The organism is Halpernia humi, from assembly GCF_900108025.1.
Lineage (GTDB): Bacteria > Bacteroidota > Bacteroidia > Flavobacteriales > Weeksellaceae > Halpernia > Halpernia humi.
Genome location: NZ_FNUS01000004.1, coordinates 108,918 through 124,699, shown reverse-complemented (window position 1 = coordinate 124,699; position 15,782 = coordinate 108,918). Strand labels below are relative to the sequence as shown.

The window sequence follows — 15,782 nt, the reverse complement described above, 5'->3', positions numbered from 1 at the left end:
AGAAATGGCAAAATTGACAAAAAAGCAAAAAGAAGCACACAGCAAAGTAGATGCAAATAAAATCTATAATTTAGAAGAAGCAGCTGCATTAGTGAAACAAATAAATACTACAAAATTTGATGCGTCTGTAGATTTAGCAGTAAGATTGGGTGTAGATCCAAGAAAAGCAAATCAAATGGTTCGTGGCGTAGTTTCTTTACCACACGGAACCGGGAAAGACGTAAAAGTTTTGGCTTTGGTAACTCCAGATAAAGAAGCAGAAGCGAAAGAAGCAGGTGCTGATTATGTTGGTTTAGACGAATATTTACAAAAAATAAAAGAAGGTTGGACGGACGTTGACGTAATCGTTACTATGCCTGCCGTGATGGGAAAATTAGGCCCATTAGGTAGAGTTTTAGGACCTAGAGGTTTAATGCCAAATCCAAAATCTGGAACTGTAACCATGGATATTGGTAAAGCAGTGGCAGAAGTAAAAGCAGGTAAAATAGATTTCAAAGTAGATAAATACGGTATCGTACATGCCGCGATTGGAAAAGTATCTTTTGATGCACAGAAAATCAAAGAAAATGCTACAGAATTAATTCAAACTTTGAATAAATTGAAACCAACTGCAGCAAAAGGTGTTTATGTAAAAAGCATTTATATGTCTTCTACAATGAGCCCTGGAATTGCAATTGATACTAAAACAAACTAAAACCTGAGAAACAATGACTAAAGAACAAAAAGTAACTGCGATCCAGGAGATAAAAGATTTGTTACAGGATGCAAAAGTAGTATATGTTGCAAGTTTAGAAGGCTTAAACGCCGCTGCAACTTCAGATTTCAGAAGACAGGCTTTCAAGCAAAACATCAAACTTAAAGTGGTAAAAAATACTTTGCTGCAAAAAGCGATGGAGCAATTGGATGGTACAGATTATTCTGAAATGTATGAAACATTTAAAGGTAATACCGCTATAATGGTGGGCGAAATTGCCAATGGGCCAGCAAAATTGATTAAAAACTTCAGAAAAAAAGCAGCCTATCCTGCATTGAAATCTGCGTTTTTAGGAGATACTTTTTATGTAGGAGATGAAAATCTTGAAACCCTTGCAAATCTTAAATCGAAAGAGGAAATGATTGGTGAGATTATCGGATTACTACAATCGCCACTTAGAAATGTATTATCTGCATTGCAAAACCAAGATAAAATGAAAGAAGAAGGCGCTGAGTAAGCTTTCAATTTCTATTAAAATTTAAACTCAAAAAAAAATATAAATCGTTTAACAACAAAAAAACATTATTAAAATGTCAGATTTAAAAACTTTAGCGGAATCGCTAGTAAACTTAACAGTAAAAGACGTAAATGAATTAGCAACTATCCTTAAGGATGAGTACGGCATTGAGCCAGCTGCTGCAACTGTGGTTGCTGCTGCAGGTGGAGGTGGCGAGGCTGCTGAAGAAAAAACAGAATTCGATGTAATTCTTAAATCAGCAGGTGCTTCTAAATTAGCAATCGTAAAATTAGTAAAAGATCTTACAGGCGCAGGTTTGAAAGATGCTAAAGATATGGTAGATTCTGCTCCAACAGCCATCAAAGAAGGAATTCCTAAAGATGCTGCAGAAGCGTTGAAAAAACAACTAGAAGAAGCAGGTGCAGAAGTAGAATTGAAATAATTCACTTTTCACGCTTAAATTATAAAGACCTTTTCGAAAGAAAAGGTCTTTTTTTTCTAACTAATATTAATTATTTATCCTAATATTAATTATTTATCAATTATTAACAATACTTTAACTTTTATTAGATTAACTTACAATTAAATTATATATTTGCATGAATTGTGTTTTTATAATAGATGAGAAATAAATTTTCTTTTGATTTTTATAGTACTGCAGGACTATTATCTGTAAGGCTACCTCTTCTTCTATTATTTTTCTTGCCAATATTTTTAATGGCTTCTCAAAAGCAAAAGGATAATCATCAAAAAAATTCTGTACAAAAAAACTCCTCTGCCATTATTTTTGTAGGCGAAGGCGCAGATGTTGTAGGTTTCTCGAATTTTCATAAGGCTAAAATTGTAAAAGCAAGTAGCGCAAAAAGAAAAGAATCAAAAAAAGCAAAAGATTCTACTTTTTCCGATAGAACTAAAACTGCTTTGTCCCAAAAGAAAGCCAAAGAAAAAGCAAGCAAAAATCAACAAGAAAAAAATACAAAAATTGATAAAAAAAATGATTTTAGTTTCAATAATTCACCTTTAAGTAATTCAGATATTAAACAAAAATCTGGGTTTGCATTTCAGGCGGTGATTTCGTCTTTTAGTTTCTCGAAAAATTTTGCAATTGCCACTTATTTTTATCAAATAAGTAAAATAAATACACAGTTAAAAAAACAAAAATTCTATACCTCACTTTCTTATTTACAATTTAAGAAATATAGAAATTCTTCTCTGCGCGCGCCGCCTCAGTTTTCATAATACTGCAATAATAAAAACTTTTTATTCACTTCTAAATGCGAAATAGATGCAAATCCTATTTCAATATTTAGACGTGTCATATATCGTAAATACCAAAGTTTTTATACAATGAAAATTCAAAATTCAACTAACAATTCAATTAAAAATGATAAATAAACTACTTAAGATATTTTCATTACTCAGCTTTATGAGCAGTGTATTTGTATTTTCAAAAGCGGGTACGGCATCAAAAAGAATAACAGGAACGATTAGTGAGAAAAGTAATGGTTTCACGCGATCTGCTTTAGTTACATTAATAAGTAATACAGGTAAGATTGCCAGTGCGCTAAGAAGTATTTCTGCTTCAAGTTGGAGCGCTATCAAACAACTTATAATTGGAGTTGAGGATTATCCGCCTTTTTTTAGGAATGTTTATTCTGCTTTTGTGGAATTAGATACTGTAGATGGTCCGTTTACTTCGGTAGATAGTATATTAATTAATAAAAATAAGTAATTATGAAAAATAAATTTAAATATTTAAATAAATTTCAACTTATAGTAACTCTATTGTTGTTTATAGTTGATGTAAGTGGCCAGACAGTAGTATCTTATACTAGTGGTCCTACAAATACACAAATAAACACGGCTTTACAATCTTCTGGGGTGACCATAACGGGAGGAGTCCTTAATTCAGGGGTAAGAAATAGTCAAATAGCCACTTTTACAGGTGGGACAGCAGCGGGATTAGATTTAGATCAAGGTGTTTTTTTCGGAACAGGAACTAATGCAGGTCTTTTGAGGAAAAATAGTAATTCTAATGCAACCAGCGGCGGCGGCGACGTACAACATAGTGATTTTGTTGCTGCCTCCACTTATAATGATAGTGATTTAACAGCTATTAATCCACAATCCATCTATGATGTGGTTTCCTATTCGTTTAATGTCACTTTAGCTGCTAACGCATCAAAATTGAGTATTACTTATCAATTTGCTTCAGAAGAATATCCAGACTATGTTGGGTCTGTATATAACGATTTATTTGGTTTCTTTGTTTCTGGACCTGGTATTACTGGAACACAAAATTTAGGAAAGTTGCCAAATGGTAATCCTACATCTATTAATGCTGTGAATTACGGAATTAAAGGTGTAAGTGGTAATACCAATACTGGAAGCCAATATGGTCTTGATTTGAGTCAGTCAGCTTTATATGTTAGGAATGGTCATACCATAACTACAAGTTCCAATGCAAATGGGCCTTACATTAATACAAATAATAATCCAGGCCCATTTCCTGTAGCAGTTCAGTTTAATGGGCTTACAAAGGGAATTACTTTTAGTATTTCTAACCTGACCCCAGGTGCTACTTATAACTTTAAAATTGCTATTGCGGATACTGGAGATGCAGCCTTAGATTCCGGTGTTTTTGTAAAATCAATTTCTGCCACTTCAGTTATAAAGGCAAATAATGATGCTTATTCCATCTACCCTGGTTTTACAACTCCCTCAGTATTATCAAATGATTTATATAACGGAGGTGCTGCAACTACCTCAAATGTTACTGTTTCTGGTGTTGGTGTACCTGCAGGATTTACTGTGAATAGCAATGGAACAATATCCGTAGGATCTGGGGTTGCACCAGGAGTATATCCTATCACATATCAAATATGCGATGTTGTCCCAACTAATTGCACCACTGCGATAGCAACCATTACTGTACTGAAAGATTCTGATGGCGATGGTATTGCAGATATTGATGATCTAGACGATGATAATGACGGGATATTGGATACGGCAGAAGGCTATTCTTTACTGGATTTAAGAACTGGCACCACTGCCATAGGCACCAACGATCCCAAATGGACGGTTACATGGGCGCTGCCGACATCCGCTGAACTCAGCAAAGTATTCGTTTCTTCTGGATTTGATTATACTGTGTTGGCTAATTATGCTGCGCCAACAGGTACTTTCCCGGTTCAAGCTACAGTAATTGCAAATCCCGGTCCTTATTTAAATACACCTGCTGGCAGTAACTGGATTTCTTATGTTTTTCCGGGTGCCAACAATGGTATTGGTAACCACACCGATGCTGACAGGGATGGATTCGCTTTGGAAGGTAACCCCGGTTATCCATTGAACGGACCAACAGGTGATTTTGTTCTCTTAAAATTCCGGACTACCGTTAACATTCCGTCTAGTCTGGATCCTACAAAAATTTCACTACAAATGAGCACCGTTTCGGATAACTTGTCTGTGTTCTATGTAAATGGTGTTTATAATCCCCCTGTAGGCCAAGAGTATACTAATGCAACAACGATAACTCTGAATAATGGTTGGCATACAGGTGCAAATACAATTGAAGTGCAGGTTTTTTCAGCACCAACCCTGGTTGGATTTGCTGCCATTGGGCAATCTATATTAAGCATCGACACCGATGGTGACGGCATCCCAGATTATTTAGATGTAGATTCAGACAATGACGGCTGCCCAGATGCAGTAGAAGGTTCAGAAAACGTTACGATTGATCAGGTGTGGCCTTTAAATTTACCAAGTACAGATCCTAATTATGCCAACAGAGGGCGTATAAAAATGATTTACGATGGTATTAACACCAATACACAACCCAATATTATCAGTAAATCGGCCTCAGCGTACGGTGTTCCTCAATTGGTAAATAATGCAGGAAATAATTTGAATACAGTAACGAATCCATCAAATTTAGCAGGAGTTGCAGATAATACAGATGTACCAGGACCTACAACAGCCGATGTTGGGCAAGGTGTGGGTGACTCTGCAAATGCTTTAGTTAACGCTTGTATTTGTTACAACGCACCAAATACTGGCACAGCAGGAGTCGATACAAAACATGGCATCACTTTATTAAAAAGAGCCGGCGCAGACAATGGCAACTGGCCAATGATAAGAAAATCTGCTTTTACAGTATTAGAATCTAATACCAAAGGTTTCGTCATCACCAGATTAACGACTGCACAAGTAAATGCTTTGGTTTCTCCGCAAGAAGGAATGATGGTTTATGATACCACAGCAAAATGTTTAAAATTGTATAATGGCACCGCTTGGAGTTGTTTTAATACCCCAACCTGTCCATAATTAATAATAATTGAAAAAGGGAAGTATTTCGAATAAAAATACTTCCTGATTCAGTTTAATTTTAAAAATAAAAAAAATGAAAAAAACACTTACAATAATCCTATTAGGATTTATAGCAACCGCCAATGCACAAGTCATCATCGGAGATGCAACAGGAACTGCGGCAACCAAAACATCCGTATTATTAGAATTTGCAGCAGGACAAAACAAAGGTCTTATTTTACCTTATGTTCGAACTTTGCCAACTTCACCAACGGAAGGTACTTTGGTCTTGGATGCAAGTACGGCGACAGCAGCACGCGTAAAATATTACAACGGCGCCTGGACGGATCTTAGCGGTAAGAATGGAAATGTTACAAGCGCATTATCCGCTCAACCCACTATTGCACAAGCCCCAGAAGTGGCTACATCCAAAGCAATAATAGGCGCAGCAACAAGCACTGCAGATGGCGTATTAGTATTAGAATCTACAACAAAAGCGATGGTTTTACCAACAGTTGCAGATGTGCAAAACATTCCAAGCCCATCACCAGGCATGATGGTTTATGTCGCTGGAGTTAGCCCATTTTTTTACAAACGCTTGGCTGTTTTCAATGGCACCACATGGAGTTTTTGGAAACCGTAAAAATTTAATTTAAAATATTAATTAAAACCATCTTTACATTTATTGTGAAGATGGTTTTTTTTTAAAATAAATCGTGAACCATTTTTAATTAAAAAAAATCTGTATGTCCGTAATTCAGCATAAATGTTTTTATTGTTTACGAACTTTGCTAAGTGAAATAAAAGATTCGACGAAGTCAAACGCCTTTATCAATGTTTTTATAATAGTTTTAAAGGAATTGATGAATCTTCGATTTGCGAACTTAAAAATATGATTTAGACAGAGAATCAATAGAAACACTTTAGAAACAGAAAAAGTTTTAACCAAACCAAGTGAGAAATTAGTTTCAGATACCGATTATATGGATTCTAAAACACTTCTTGAAAAGGTTCTAGAGGTAAATCCTACCTATTCTATAGCAAAAATAAACGAGCAGAAAGCCAAAATAAATATTTCCATTGCAAGATCGCCTTTGTTTCCTACCATTTCTACTGGTTTAGATTTGGGAACTTCTTTTTATAATTCTAATTTTCTTTTCAATTCAAATCAGCAAATAAAAAAAATTTTTCTAATAATTTTTCAATTGGTATTTCTATTCCTGTTTTTAATAAGATGCAGGATATTTTTAATTTAAAAGAAAGCAGATTGCTTTATAATAAATCTAAAATTACAACCCAAATAGAAAAAGACAAAGTGGTGTAAGTATTTTTGCAAGCCATCAATGATTCGAAAGTGGCGTACAAGAAATATGATGCTTCTAGGTCTGCTTTTGAGTTTGCGCAAAAAAGTTTGGATGCAGATCAGTTAAAATTTCAATATGGAAAGATTTCTGCTAATGAAGTAAATACTACAAAAAACAGTTTCATAGCATCGCAATCAGACTTTATAAAATCTAAATACGAACTTCTTTTCAGCCAAGCTTTGATTAAGTTTTATCAAAGTAATATTTTTTCTTTAGATTAAATTTCTCCTGGTTTAAAAAAAATAATTTCACAAAAGATAAAACACCAGTGTGCTTTTTTGAAATGCAATATTTACAGCCTTTTGCACCAAATTCCGAAAAATCTAAGCGGTTGGTGTCTTGAAAATTAAGATTTTGATTTTCAAGAGAATAATATAAATTTTGCTATTAGTTAAAATTTATTATCTTTGCATTAACACAAATATTGATGAAAAATTTTCTACATAGATATTTTTCAAGTTTTTCTTGGTACCCTAACTTTAATGTATTTTACACTAAAGTATTTTTGTTGTTTTTAGGTTTTTTTATTTCCTGCAATTCACTTGTTTTTGCACAAAATTCTGTAAACCAATTTACTTCTGTTGGTTCAGAAAAGATTGTTTTAATTGGTGATGCACAAATTCTTAGTTCTAAATCAGATAAGATTGTTTTAGTTGGCGATGCACAAATTCTTACTTCTAAAGGTGATAAATTAGAGCAAGAAACAGTTTCAAAATTAGTGGATGTTTCCCAAAAAGCGGACAGTCACAAAAAACTGATTGATAAGAAAAATTTAGTTCGCAATAAAAAAGTTCAAATTAAAAATGAAGCAGAGCGTAAAAGCGCAACTATTGCTTACGATTTTAGTCATTTTTTTAAAAATCAAAATTCAGATGCAGATAAGTTTATTTCAGAAAGCACCCGAAGTCTAGTTTCAACTACTTTTAAGGATTTCGTTTTTGTCTTTGCAAATAATCTTCGCCTGCAATTATCTCCTTCTGAATGTAATTCTCTTTTAATTATAACAACTTCTTTACTTTATAAAAATGTTGTTTTTCCTCAATTTTCTGGGCGTGGTCCTCCTTACTTGTTAGCGTGAGCTTCACCATTTTTTTTTACCTCAATAATTTTAAAAATATCACAATAATTTTTAGATCAATTTGTGGTATTTATTACACACACACAAACACAATAATGAAAAATAAATATTTAAAATACAAGGAAATGAATTCGCTTGCATACAGCGTTATATTTCTAATGTTAATTTGCTGCGCAAACCTTTTCAACGCCCAAACCTACTCTAAATCTATTTTAGTAAATTTAGGTAGCAACTCCTGCGGCTCCACCACACCTTATATTTCCCTCACTGATAAATCGGTTCCTGGAAATCCCTTAATTTTAGACTGTAACGTCTCTTCAACTTTAGGAGACCTAAATGATGCATTTGTTGAATATGATGCAAAAGACAATTATATATATATCTTGCAAAAAGATTTACAAACTCAACCAAAGTATGGCGTTATGATGTAGGTTTGCCTACACAAACTTTTGCTTGCCCCACACTTGGAGCGCCAACTTACACCTATAATTTTCGTGTAGATAATTTCTCTATCGATCAGGGAGGAGATGTTTATTCGATAAGCGGGTATAACTCAACTTCTGCAACTGCGACATTTAATAAATTTAATATAGCAACTGGCGTTACAATCATTAATCAGACTGTGCAATTTCCCCTTGCAAACAAACCGCAATCATTGGGTTCAGGTGATATGACATTTGTTGCGGACGGTAAAATGTATGCCGTGTTTGGCTCCGCAGTTAATGGTAGTGGTGCAACTACAGCATCTAAATTATATGAAATTACCAACTATGGTAGTACAACTGGTAACGCAACAGCGGTATTCTTAAAAAATATTCCGAAAGCTGTTTACGGGATTGCCTTTATTAATAATCAGTTACAATTATCGGGCTTTGATAGCAGTAGTTGTTATTCGTACTTATACGATATTGCAAGTTCAACACTTTCTAGTGTTTCTACATTTTCTAACGGTGATTCGCCTGTAGATGACACTTCTATTTATACCTCAATCGGTTCTACAAAGCGATTGTTAAAAAATACTACAATTAACAGCAATACTTCAGATTTAGAATACGAGCTTTATTTGCAAAATACTGGGAATGTAAAATTACAAGAAGTACAACTTACTGATGATTTGGGGTCGATATTTGGTGCGGCTAATATTTCAAATCTTAGCACGAGTATTATAAATCCTGCTACAGACAATCCATCTGGGCTTACCCTCAATCCAAGCTATAATGGGACGACAAATAAAAATTTATTGAATCCAGGCCAGGCTTTAACTAATAATATTACTTCAAATTATATTAAAATCTTATTAAAATTTCGCGTTACTAATGTTATTGTTGGTAAAGCTTATACTAACCAAGGCCAAGCAAGCGGTTATGTTGGTACACCAGCAAATCACGTTACAGTGAGCGATTTTACAAATAATGGGCCGCCCCCTTCTATATATCCGTTAGGAAACGACGGTTTTAGTACTTATTCCTATGATTCAGATCATGATGGTATCGGTGATTTGGATGATCTAGATGAGGATAATGATGGTATTTTAGATGTAGATGAGATGGGAATTTGTTCTCCCACTTCAGGAGTTACAAGTCTTTCAGGTTTTAATGGCATATTATATGATATTCCAAATACAAACTCTTGGGCACTTTTGTCTGGTGCAACATCATTTCCGGCTGCTTCTTACACAAAACTTGCTACTTTTGATTACAATGAGTTAGCAGGGACCAACAAGGCACTTTCTATAAATTATCAAGGAGATGGTACTTCTCTTTCAACAAATCCTAAAATATCGAATTTTATAGGCTCCAATATCCCCAATGATGGCGGAGAAGATTATGCGATTTACTTTAGTAAAACCATTTCCTCGGTTGAAGCAGGAAAGTATCAGTTTGATTTAGATTATGGAGATGACCATGTTTTTCTATATAAAAATAATGTAAAAGTCTATCAATTACAAAATGCTTACGGCTCTACCACCAATAATGGATTAGCAAGTATTACAAATGTAGCCACACTTACTCTAAATCCTGGAGATGTACTGACTTATGTGGTAGCAGAAGAAAATGTAGGTAATACTGCTATAAAATTTCTAACAACAAAACTAAGCCAGGTCGATGGGTCAGCAGCCAGATGTATTGTAGATTCAGACAATGACGGCATCCCAGATTATCTAGATGTGGATTCAGACAATGACGGTTGCCCCGATGCTGTAGAGGGTTCAGAAAATGTAATAGTTGATCAGGTGTATCCATTAACATTAGCATTAACAGATCCTAATTACAATTTAAGAGGACAGATAAAAGTCACTTATGATGGTACGACTACCAATACACCACCAAATATTATTAGTAATACGCCTGCTTCGTTAGGTGTTCCCCAATTGGTAAATAATGCAGGAAATAATTTGAATACAGTTTCTAATCCTTCTAATCTAGCGGGTGTCGCAGATAATACAGATGTACCTGGCCCAACTACTGCAGATATTGGGCAAGGCGTTGGTTCTTCTATAGATAAAACGGTTAACTCTTGTATATGTTATAATCTGCCAAACCTTACAGGCACAGCAACAGGTACGAAGCAAGGCATTACTTTATTAAAGAGAGCCGGCGCAGACAATGGCAACTGGCCAATGAATAGAAATTCAGGCTTGACGGCATTAGAATCTAACACCAAAGGTTTCGTTATCACTAGATTAACGACTGCTCAAATAGGCACGCTGGTCTCTCCACAAGAAGGGATGATGGTGTATGATACCACAGCGAAATGTTTAAAATTATATGATGGAACCGCTTGGAGTTGTTTTAATACCCCAACTTGTCCATAATTATTAATAATTGAAAAAGGGAAGTATTTCGAATAGAAATGCTTTCCGATTCAGTTTAATTTTAAAAATGAAAAAAAATGAAAAAAATACTTTCAATAATCCTATTGGGATTCATAACAGCAACTAATGCCCAAGTCATCATCGGAGATGCAACAGGAACGGTATCTACTTATCCTGAAACGGTACCTGGAACACCAAATAATAAATCTGTAATCTTAGAATTTGCAGCAGGCCAAAACAAAGGTCTTATTTTACCTTATGTTCGAACTTTGCCCTCTTCACCAACAGGAGGTACGCTTATCTTAGATGCAAGAATACCTACAGAAGCACGCGTAAAATATTACAACGGCGCCTGGGCGGATCTTAGCGGGCAGGATGGAGATGTTACTTCTGCATTATCCACTCAGCCAACTATTGCACAAGTTTCGGAATCAGCCACAGCAAAAGCAATTATTGGTAATCCGGCGACTACCGCAGATGGCGTATTAGTTCTAGAATCACCATTAACGACGAGTGGACAGAAAATACCGAAAGCTATGGTTTTACCAATCGTAAGCGACGTGCAATTAATCCCAAAACCGGCACCAGGAATGTTGGTTTATGTTAACAAACCGGGTGCAAAACGTTTAGCCGTTTTCAATGGTACAAAATGGAGTTTTTGGAAACCGTAAAAGTAAAAAATCTTTAAAACCAATCCACCCCAAAATTAAAATTTGGGGTGGATTTTTTTTTGATTAATAAAAAATTTATCGTAAATTTGCACTCCTGTTTGAAGCCTATACATATCTTAATTATTGAAAATCAATAACTTACTCTTTTAATTTACTAAAAGGGTTTTCTTGTTTTAATGATTTTTTTATCTAAAATCTTCATACAGAAAAAAAATATTTTGCACTACACTGTGAAAAGATATACCCGTGTTGCAGTTAGAAAATGAATTAAGAATATAAGAATCAAGAATCAAGGATAAAGGCTCATTAATAGTGCTTCAAACACACGGTCTTTTTACTTTTTACTTTTTACTTTTTACTTTTTGCTTTTCTGATATTTTTTAAATCAAAATATTTTTTAACCCTTCTTAAAAATTTTATGAGTAAATCTAAAGCAGTTGCAAGATCTCAGGAAACAGAAAGAATTAATTTTTCTACAGCAAAAGGAAAAATTGAAATGCCTGATTTTTTGGACATTCAGATCCAGTCCTTCAAAGAATTTTTTCAATTGGATACCCTTCCAGAGCAGAGATTAAACGAATCTTTGTATAAAACCTTTGAAGAAAATTTCCCAATTACCGATTCCAGAAACCAATTTGTATTGGAGTTTTTGGATTATTTGGTAGATTCACCACGGTATTCTATAGACGAATGTGTGGAACGTGGTTTAACTTACAATGTGCCACTAAAAGCGCGTTTGAAATTATACTGTACAGACCCAGAACACGAAGACTTTCAAACGGTTGTGCAAGATGTCTATTTAGGGCCAATTCCTTATATGACGCCTTCTGGATCCTTCATCATCAATGGTGCAGAACGTGTAATTGTAACACAACTTCACCGTTCTCCGGGTGTGTTTTTTGGACAAACCTATCACGCGAATGGTTCAAAATTATATTATTCCAGAATTATCCCTTTCAAAGGATCTTGGATGGAATTTACAACCGACATCAATAATGTGATGTATGCGTATATTGATAGAAAGAAAAAATTACCTTTAACTACTTTGCTTCGAGCAATTGGTTACGAATCTGATAAAGATATTCTTCAAATTTTTGATCTAGCAGAAGAAGTAAAAGTTTCTAAAGCAGCATTAAAAAAAGTAGAAGGTAGAACTTTAGCCGCAAGGGTTTTGAACACTTGGTTCGAAGATTTCGTGGATGAAGACACTGGGGAAGTAGTTTCTATCGAAAGAAATGAAATTATCCTAGACCGTGAAACTATTTTAGATAAAGAACATTTAGATCTAATTTTAGATTCAGGTGTGAAAACTATTTTGATTCACAAAGAAAATTCTAATGAGTTTTCTATTATTCAAAACACATTACAAAAAGATCCAACCAATTCTGAAAAAGAAGCCGTTGAATATATTTATAGACAATTAAGAAACGCAGATCCACCCGATGAAGAAACTGCACGCGGAATTATTGAAAAATTATTCTTCTCAGAGCAACGCTATTCTTTAGGTGAAGTAGGCCGCTATAGATTAAATAAAAAATTGAATCTAAAAATTGCCGATGACAAACAAGTTTTAACCAAAGATGATATCATTGCAATTGTAAGATATTTAATTCAGTTGGTGAATTCTAAAGCAGAGGTAGATGATATTGATCACTTATCAAACCGTAGAATTAAAACTGTTGGTGAGCAACTTTCCGGTCAGTTTGGTGTTGGTTTATCCAGAATCGCACGTACCATTAAAGAAAGAATGAACGTTCGTGATAATGAAATATTTACACCTACAGATTTAGTTAATGCTAAAACTTTAACTTCTGTAATTAATTCCTTCTTTGGAACCAACCAGTTGTCACAGTTTATGGATCAAACCAATCCACTTTCTGAAATTACACACAAAAGAAGACTTTCCGCACTAGGACCTGGTGGACTTTCACGAGAAAGAGCAGGTTTTGAGGTACGAGACGTTCACCACACGCACTACGGCAGAATTTGCCCGATTGAAACACCAGAGGGACCAAACATTGGTTTGATTTCTTCCCTTGGTATTTATGCAAAAATTAACAATCTTGGTTTCATTGAAACGCCTTATAGAAAAGTAACAAACGGTAAAGTAGAATTAAATTCTGCACCGATTTTCTTAAATGCAGAAGATGAAGAAGATAAAGTAATTGCGCAGGCGAATGTGGAAATGAAAGACGATGGAACAATTTCTACTGACCGTGTCATTGCTCGTTTAGATGGAGATTATCCAGTTGTGGAACCACAACAAGTTGATTTAATTGACGTTGCACCAAACCAAATTTCTGGTATTTCTGCCTCATTAATTACTTTCTTGGAGCATGATGATGCAAACAGAGCCTTGATGGGATCCAATATGATGCGTCAAGCCGTACCATTATTAAATCCAGAAGCACCAATCGTAGGGACTGGTTTAGAAAAACAAGTTGCAAAAGATTCTAGAATTTTAATTAATGCAGAAGGAAATGGTGTTGTAGAATATGTAGATTCAGATAAAATTATTATTAATTACGAATCAACTGAAAATGAAGATTTAGTTAGTTTTGATACTTCTGTTAAAGAATATAAATTAACAAAATTCCGTAAAACCAATCAAGGAACAACCATTACTTTAAGACCAAACGTAAGAGTAGGAGATAAAGTAGTTTTAGGACAAGTTCTTTGCGATGGCTATGCAACTGAAAAAGGTGAATTAGCACTTGGTAGAAACTTAAAAGTGGCATTTATGCCATGGAAAGGTTACAATTTTGAGGATGCAATCGTTATTAATGAAAAAGTAGTGCGTGAAGATTGGTTTACATCAATCCACATAGATGAGTATTCTCTAGAAGTAAGAGATACAAAATTAGGTATGGAAGAATTAACTTCCGACATCCCGAACGTTTCCGAAGAAGCAACCAAAGATTTAGACGAAAACGGTATGATCCGTATTGGTGCAGATGTAAAACCTGGTGATATTTTAATCGGGAAAATTACGCCAAAAGGCGAGTCTGACCCAACACCAGAAGAAAAATTGCTTCGTGCTATCTTTGGTGATAAAGCCGGCGATGTGAAAGATGCCTCTCTAAAAGCAGATTCTTCACTTCGTGGAGTTGTAATTAATAAAAAATTATTTACAAGAAACATCAAAGACAAAAAGAAAAGAAGCGAAGAGAAATTGAAACTTGAAGAAATCGAGAACGCATACAAAGCGAAAACCGATGAATTGAGAGCAGTTTTATTAGAGAAACTTAATACTTTGGTAAGCGGCAAAACATCACAAGGTGTTACCAATGATTTAGACGAAGAAGTAATTGGTAAAGGTGTAAAATTCACCCAAAAATTATTATCAAGCGTTGAAGATTATGTAAATATAAGTGGTGCAAACTGGACGGTTGATGCAGATAGAAATGAGTTGATTGTAAAATTAATTCACAACTACAAAATCAAATACAACGAAATACAAGGTGTGAAAAACCGCGAGAAATTCGCAGTTTCCATCGGTGATGAGTTGCCTGCAGGTATTATGAAATTAGCAAAAGTATACATTGCTAAAAAACGTAAATTAAATGTAGGTGATAAAATGGCCGGTCGCCACGGTAATAAAGGAATTGTTTCCAGAATTGTGCGCGAAGAAGATATGCCATTTTTGGAAGACGGAACCCCAGTTGATATCGTTTTAAATCCGCTTGGTGTACCTTCTCGTATGAACATTGGCCAGATTTACGAAACCGTTCTCGGATGGGCAGGTAAAGAGCTTGGGTTAAAATTTGCAACGCCAATTTTTGATGGTGCAAATATCGACCAGATTACAGAATATACCAAGCAAGCAGGTGTTCCAGAATTTGGAAGCACTTATCTTTATGATGGTGGAACCGGCGAGAGATTTACACAGCCTGCAACTGTTGGTATTATTTACATGTTGAAATTAGGACACATGGTAGATGATAAAATGCACGCAAGATCAATCGGGCCATATTCATTAATTACGCAGCAACCTTTAGGTGGTAAAGCGCAATTTGGTGGGCAAAGATTTGGAGAAATGGAAGTTTGGGCACTAGAAGCATTCGGTGCATCCAACATTTTAAGAGAAATCTTAACCGTGAAATCTGATGATGTGATTGGAAGAGCGAAAACTTACGAAGCCATCGCAAAAGGTGAAGCAATGCCAGAACCTGGTATTCCGGAATCCTTCAACGTATTGCTTCATGAGTTACAAGGTCTTGGTCTAGATATAAGACTGGAAGAGTAATTCTAAATTTTAAATTATGAATTTTAGATGATTTTAATTATTGCGCTTTGCATTTAATCTAAAATCTAAAATCTAAAATCTAAAATCTA

The 15,782-nt window shown here is 34.8% G+C and carries 14 protein-coding genes; all 14 read left to right on the top strand.

Features of this window, described 5'->3' with window-relative positions:
- The first annotated feature begins 4 nt into the window (after positions 1-4).
- The 14 genes from rplA to rpoB all read left to right on the top strand — a co-directional run bounded on the left by rplA (position 5) and on the right by rpoB (position 15,693).
- Entirely contained in the window at positions 5-694 is a 690-nt protein-coding gene (rplA, locus tag C4S29_RS09100; RefSeq protein ID WP_103913839.1) for a 50S ribosomal protein L1, read from the top strand.
- Positions 695-707: 13 nt separating this feature from the next.
- On the top strand, positions 708-1,211 hold the full coding sequence (rplJ, locus tag C4S29_RS09095) for a 50S ribosomal protein L10 (RefSeq protein WP_103913838.1): 504 nt from the start codon (positions 708-710) through the stop codon (positions 1,209-1,211).
- A gap of 73 nt (positions 1,212-1,284) precedes the next feature.
- On the top strand, positions 1,285-1,653 hold the full coding sequence (gene rplL, locus C4S29_RS09090; protein ID WP_103913837.1) for a 50S ribosomal protein L7/L12: 369 nt from the start codon (positions 1,285-1,287) through the stop codon (positions 1,651-1,653).
- Positions 1,654-1,832: 179 nt separating this feature from the next.
- The gene (locus C4S29_RS09085; protein WP_103913836.1) at positions 1,833-2,450 is read left to right on the top strand and encodes a hypothetical protein; all 618 of its coding nucleotides are present in this window, start codon (positions 1,833-1,835) and stop codon (positions 2,448-2,450) included.
- A 145-nt stretch (positions 2,451-2,595) separates the two neighbouring features.
- A complete protein-coding gene (locus C4S29_RS09080; RefSeq protein ID WP_146063300.1) occupies positions 2,596-2,943 on the top strand; it encodes a hypothetical protein in 348 nt (115 codons plus the stop codon).
- Between the two features lie 2 nt (positions 2,944-2,945).
- On the top strand, positions 2,946-5,537 hold the full coding sequence (locus tag C4S29_RS09075) for a choice-of-anchor L domain-containing protein (RefSeq protein WP_103913834.1): 2,592 nt from the start codon (positions 2,946-2,948) through the stop codon (positions 5,535-5,537).
- 76 nt (positions 5,538-5,613) lie between these two features.
- Positions 5,614-6,162: a hypothetical protein gene (locus tag C4S29_RS09070; protein ID WP_103913833.1), complete on the top strand. Its 549-nt coding sequence runs from the start codon at positions 5,614-5,616 to the stop codon at positions 6,160-6,162.
- A gap of 340 nt (positions 6,163-6,502) precedes the next feature.
- Positions 6,503-6,775 (top strand): TolC family protein, encoded by a 273-nt coding sequence (locus tag C4S29_RS15030; RefSeq protein WP_103913832.1) that lies wholly within the window; start codon positions 6,503-6,505, stop codon positions 6,773-6,775.
- 74 nt (positions 6,776-6,849) lie between these two features.
- Positions 6,850-7,104 carry a TolC family protein gene (locus tag C4S29_RS09060; RefSeq protein ID WP_103913831.1) on the top strand — a complete coding sequence of 85 codons (255 nt, stop codon included), beginning with the start codon at positions 6,850-6,852 and terminating at the stop codon, positions 7,102-7,104.
- A 206-nt stretch (positions 7,105-7,310) separates the two neighbouring features.
- Entirely contained in the window at positions 7,311-7,961 is a 651-nt protein-coding gene (locus tag C4S29_RS09055; protein ID WP_103913830.1) for a hypothetical protein, read from the top strand.
- A gap of 95 nt (positions 7,962-8,056) precedes the next feature.
- On the top strand, positions 8,057-8,392 hold the full coding sequence (locus C4S29_RS09050) for a hypothetical protein (protein ID WP_103913829.1): 336 nt from the start codon (positions 8,057-8,059) through the stop codon (positions 8,390-8,392).
- Positions 8,393-9,075: 683 nt separating this feature from the next.
- Positions 9,076-10,776: a hypothetical protein gene (locus tag C4S29_RS09045; protein WP_146063298.1), complete on the top strand. Its 1,701-nt coding sequence runs from the start codon at positions 9,076-9,078 to the stop codon at positions 10,774-10,776.
- A gap of 77 nt (positions 10,777-10,853) precedes the next feature.
- The gene (locus C4S29_RS09040) at positions 10,854-11,447 is read left to right on the top strand and encodes a hypothetical protein (RefSeq protein WP_103913827.1); all 594 of its coding nucleotides are present in this window, start codon (positions 10,854-10,856) and stop codon (positions 11,445-11,447) included.
- 418 nt (positions 11,448-11,865) lie between these two features.
- Positions 11,866-15,693: a DNA-directed RNA polymerase subunit beta gene (gene rpoB / locus C4S29_RS09035; RefSeq protein WP_103913826.1), complete on the top strand. Its 3,828-nt coding sequence runs from the start codon at positions 11,866-11,868 to the stop codon at positions 15,691-15,693.
- The last annotated feature ends 89 nt before the right edge of the window (positions 15,694-15,782 follow it).

What these genes read in the sequence shown, in the direction of transcription:
- C4S29_RS09050 (WP_103913829.1), top strand. Translation starts at nt 8,057, where the DNA reads ATGAAAAATAAATATTTAAAATACAAGGAAATGAATTCGCTTGCATAC.
- C4S29_RS09080 (WP_146063300.1), top strand. Translation starts at nt 2,596, where the DNA reads ATGATAAATAAACTACTTAAGATATTTTCATTACTCAGCTTTATGAGC.
- C4S29_RS09085 (WP_103913836.1), top strand. Translation starts at nt 1,833, where the DNA reads ATGAGAAATAAATTTTCTTTTGATTTTTATAGTACTGCAGGACTATTA.
- C4S29_RS09070 (WP_103913833.1), top strand. Translation starts at nt 5,614, where the DNA reads ATGAAAAAAACACTTACAATAATCCTATTAGGATTTATAGCAACCGCC.
- C4S29_RS09075 (WP_103913834.1), top strand. Translation starts at nt 2,946, where the DNA reads ATGAAAAATAAATTTAAATATTTAAATAAATTTCAACTTATAGTAACT.
- rplL (WP_103913837.1), top strand. Translation starts at nt 1,285, where the DNA reads ATGTCAGATTTAAAAACTTTAGCGGAATCGCTAGTAAACTTAACAGTA.
- C4S29_RS09040 (WP_103913827.1), top strand. Translation starts at nt 10,854, where the DNA reads ATGAAAAAAATACTTTCAATAATCCTATTGGGATTCATAACAGCAACT.
- rpoB (WP_103913826.1), top strand. Translation starts at nt 11,866, where the DNA reads ATGAGTAAATCTAAAGCAGTTGCAAGATCTCAGGAAACAGAAAGAATT.
- rplA (WP_103913839.1), top strand. Translation starts at nt 5, where the DNA reads ATGGCAAAATTGACAAAAAAGCAAAAAGAAGCACACAGCAAAGTAGAT.
- C4S29_RS09055 (WP_103913830.1), top strand. Translation starts at nt 7,311, where the DNA reads ATGAAAAATTTTCTACATAGATATTTTTCAAGTTTTTCTTGGTACCCT.
- rplJ (WP_103913838.1), top strand. Translation starts at nt 708, where the DNA reads ATGACTAAAGAACAAAAAGTAACTGCGATCCAGGAGATAAAAGATTTG.
- C4S29_RS15030 (WP_103913832.1), top strand. Translation starts at nt 6,503, where the DNA reads ATGGATTCTAAAACACTTCTTGAAAAGGTTCTAGAGGTAAATCCTACC.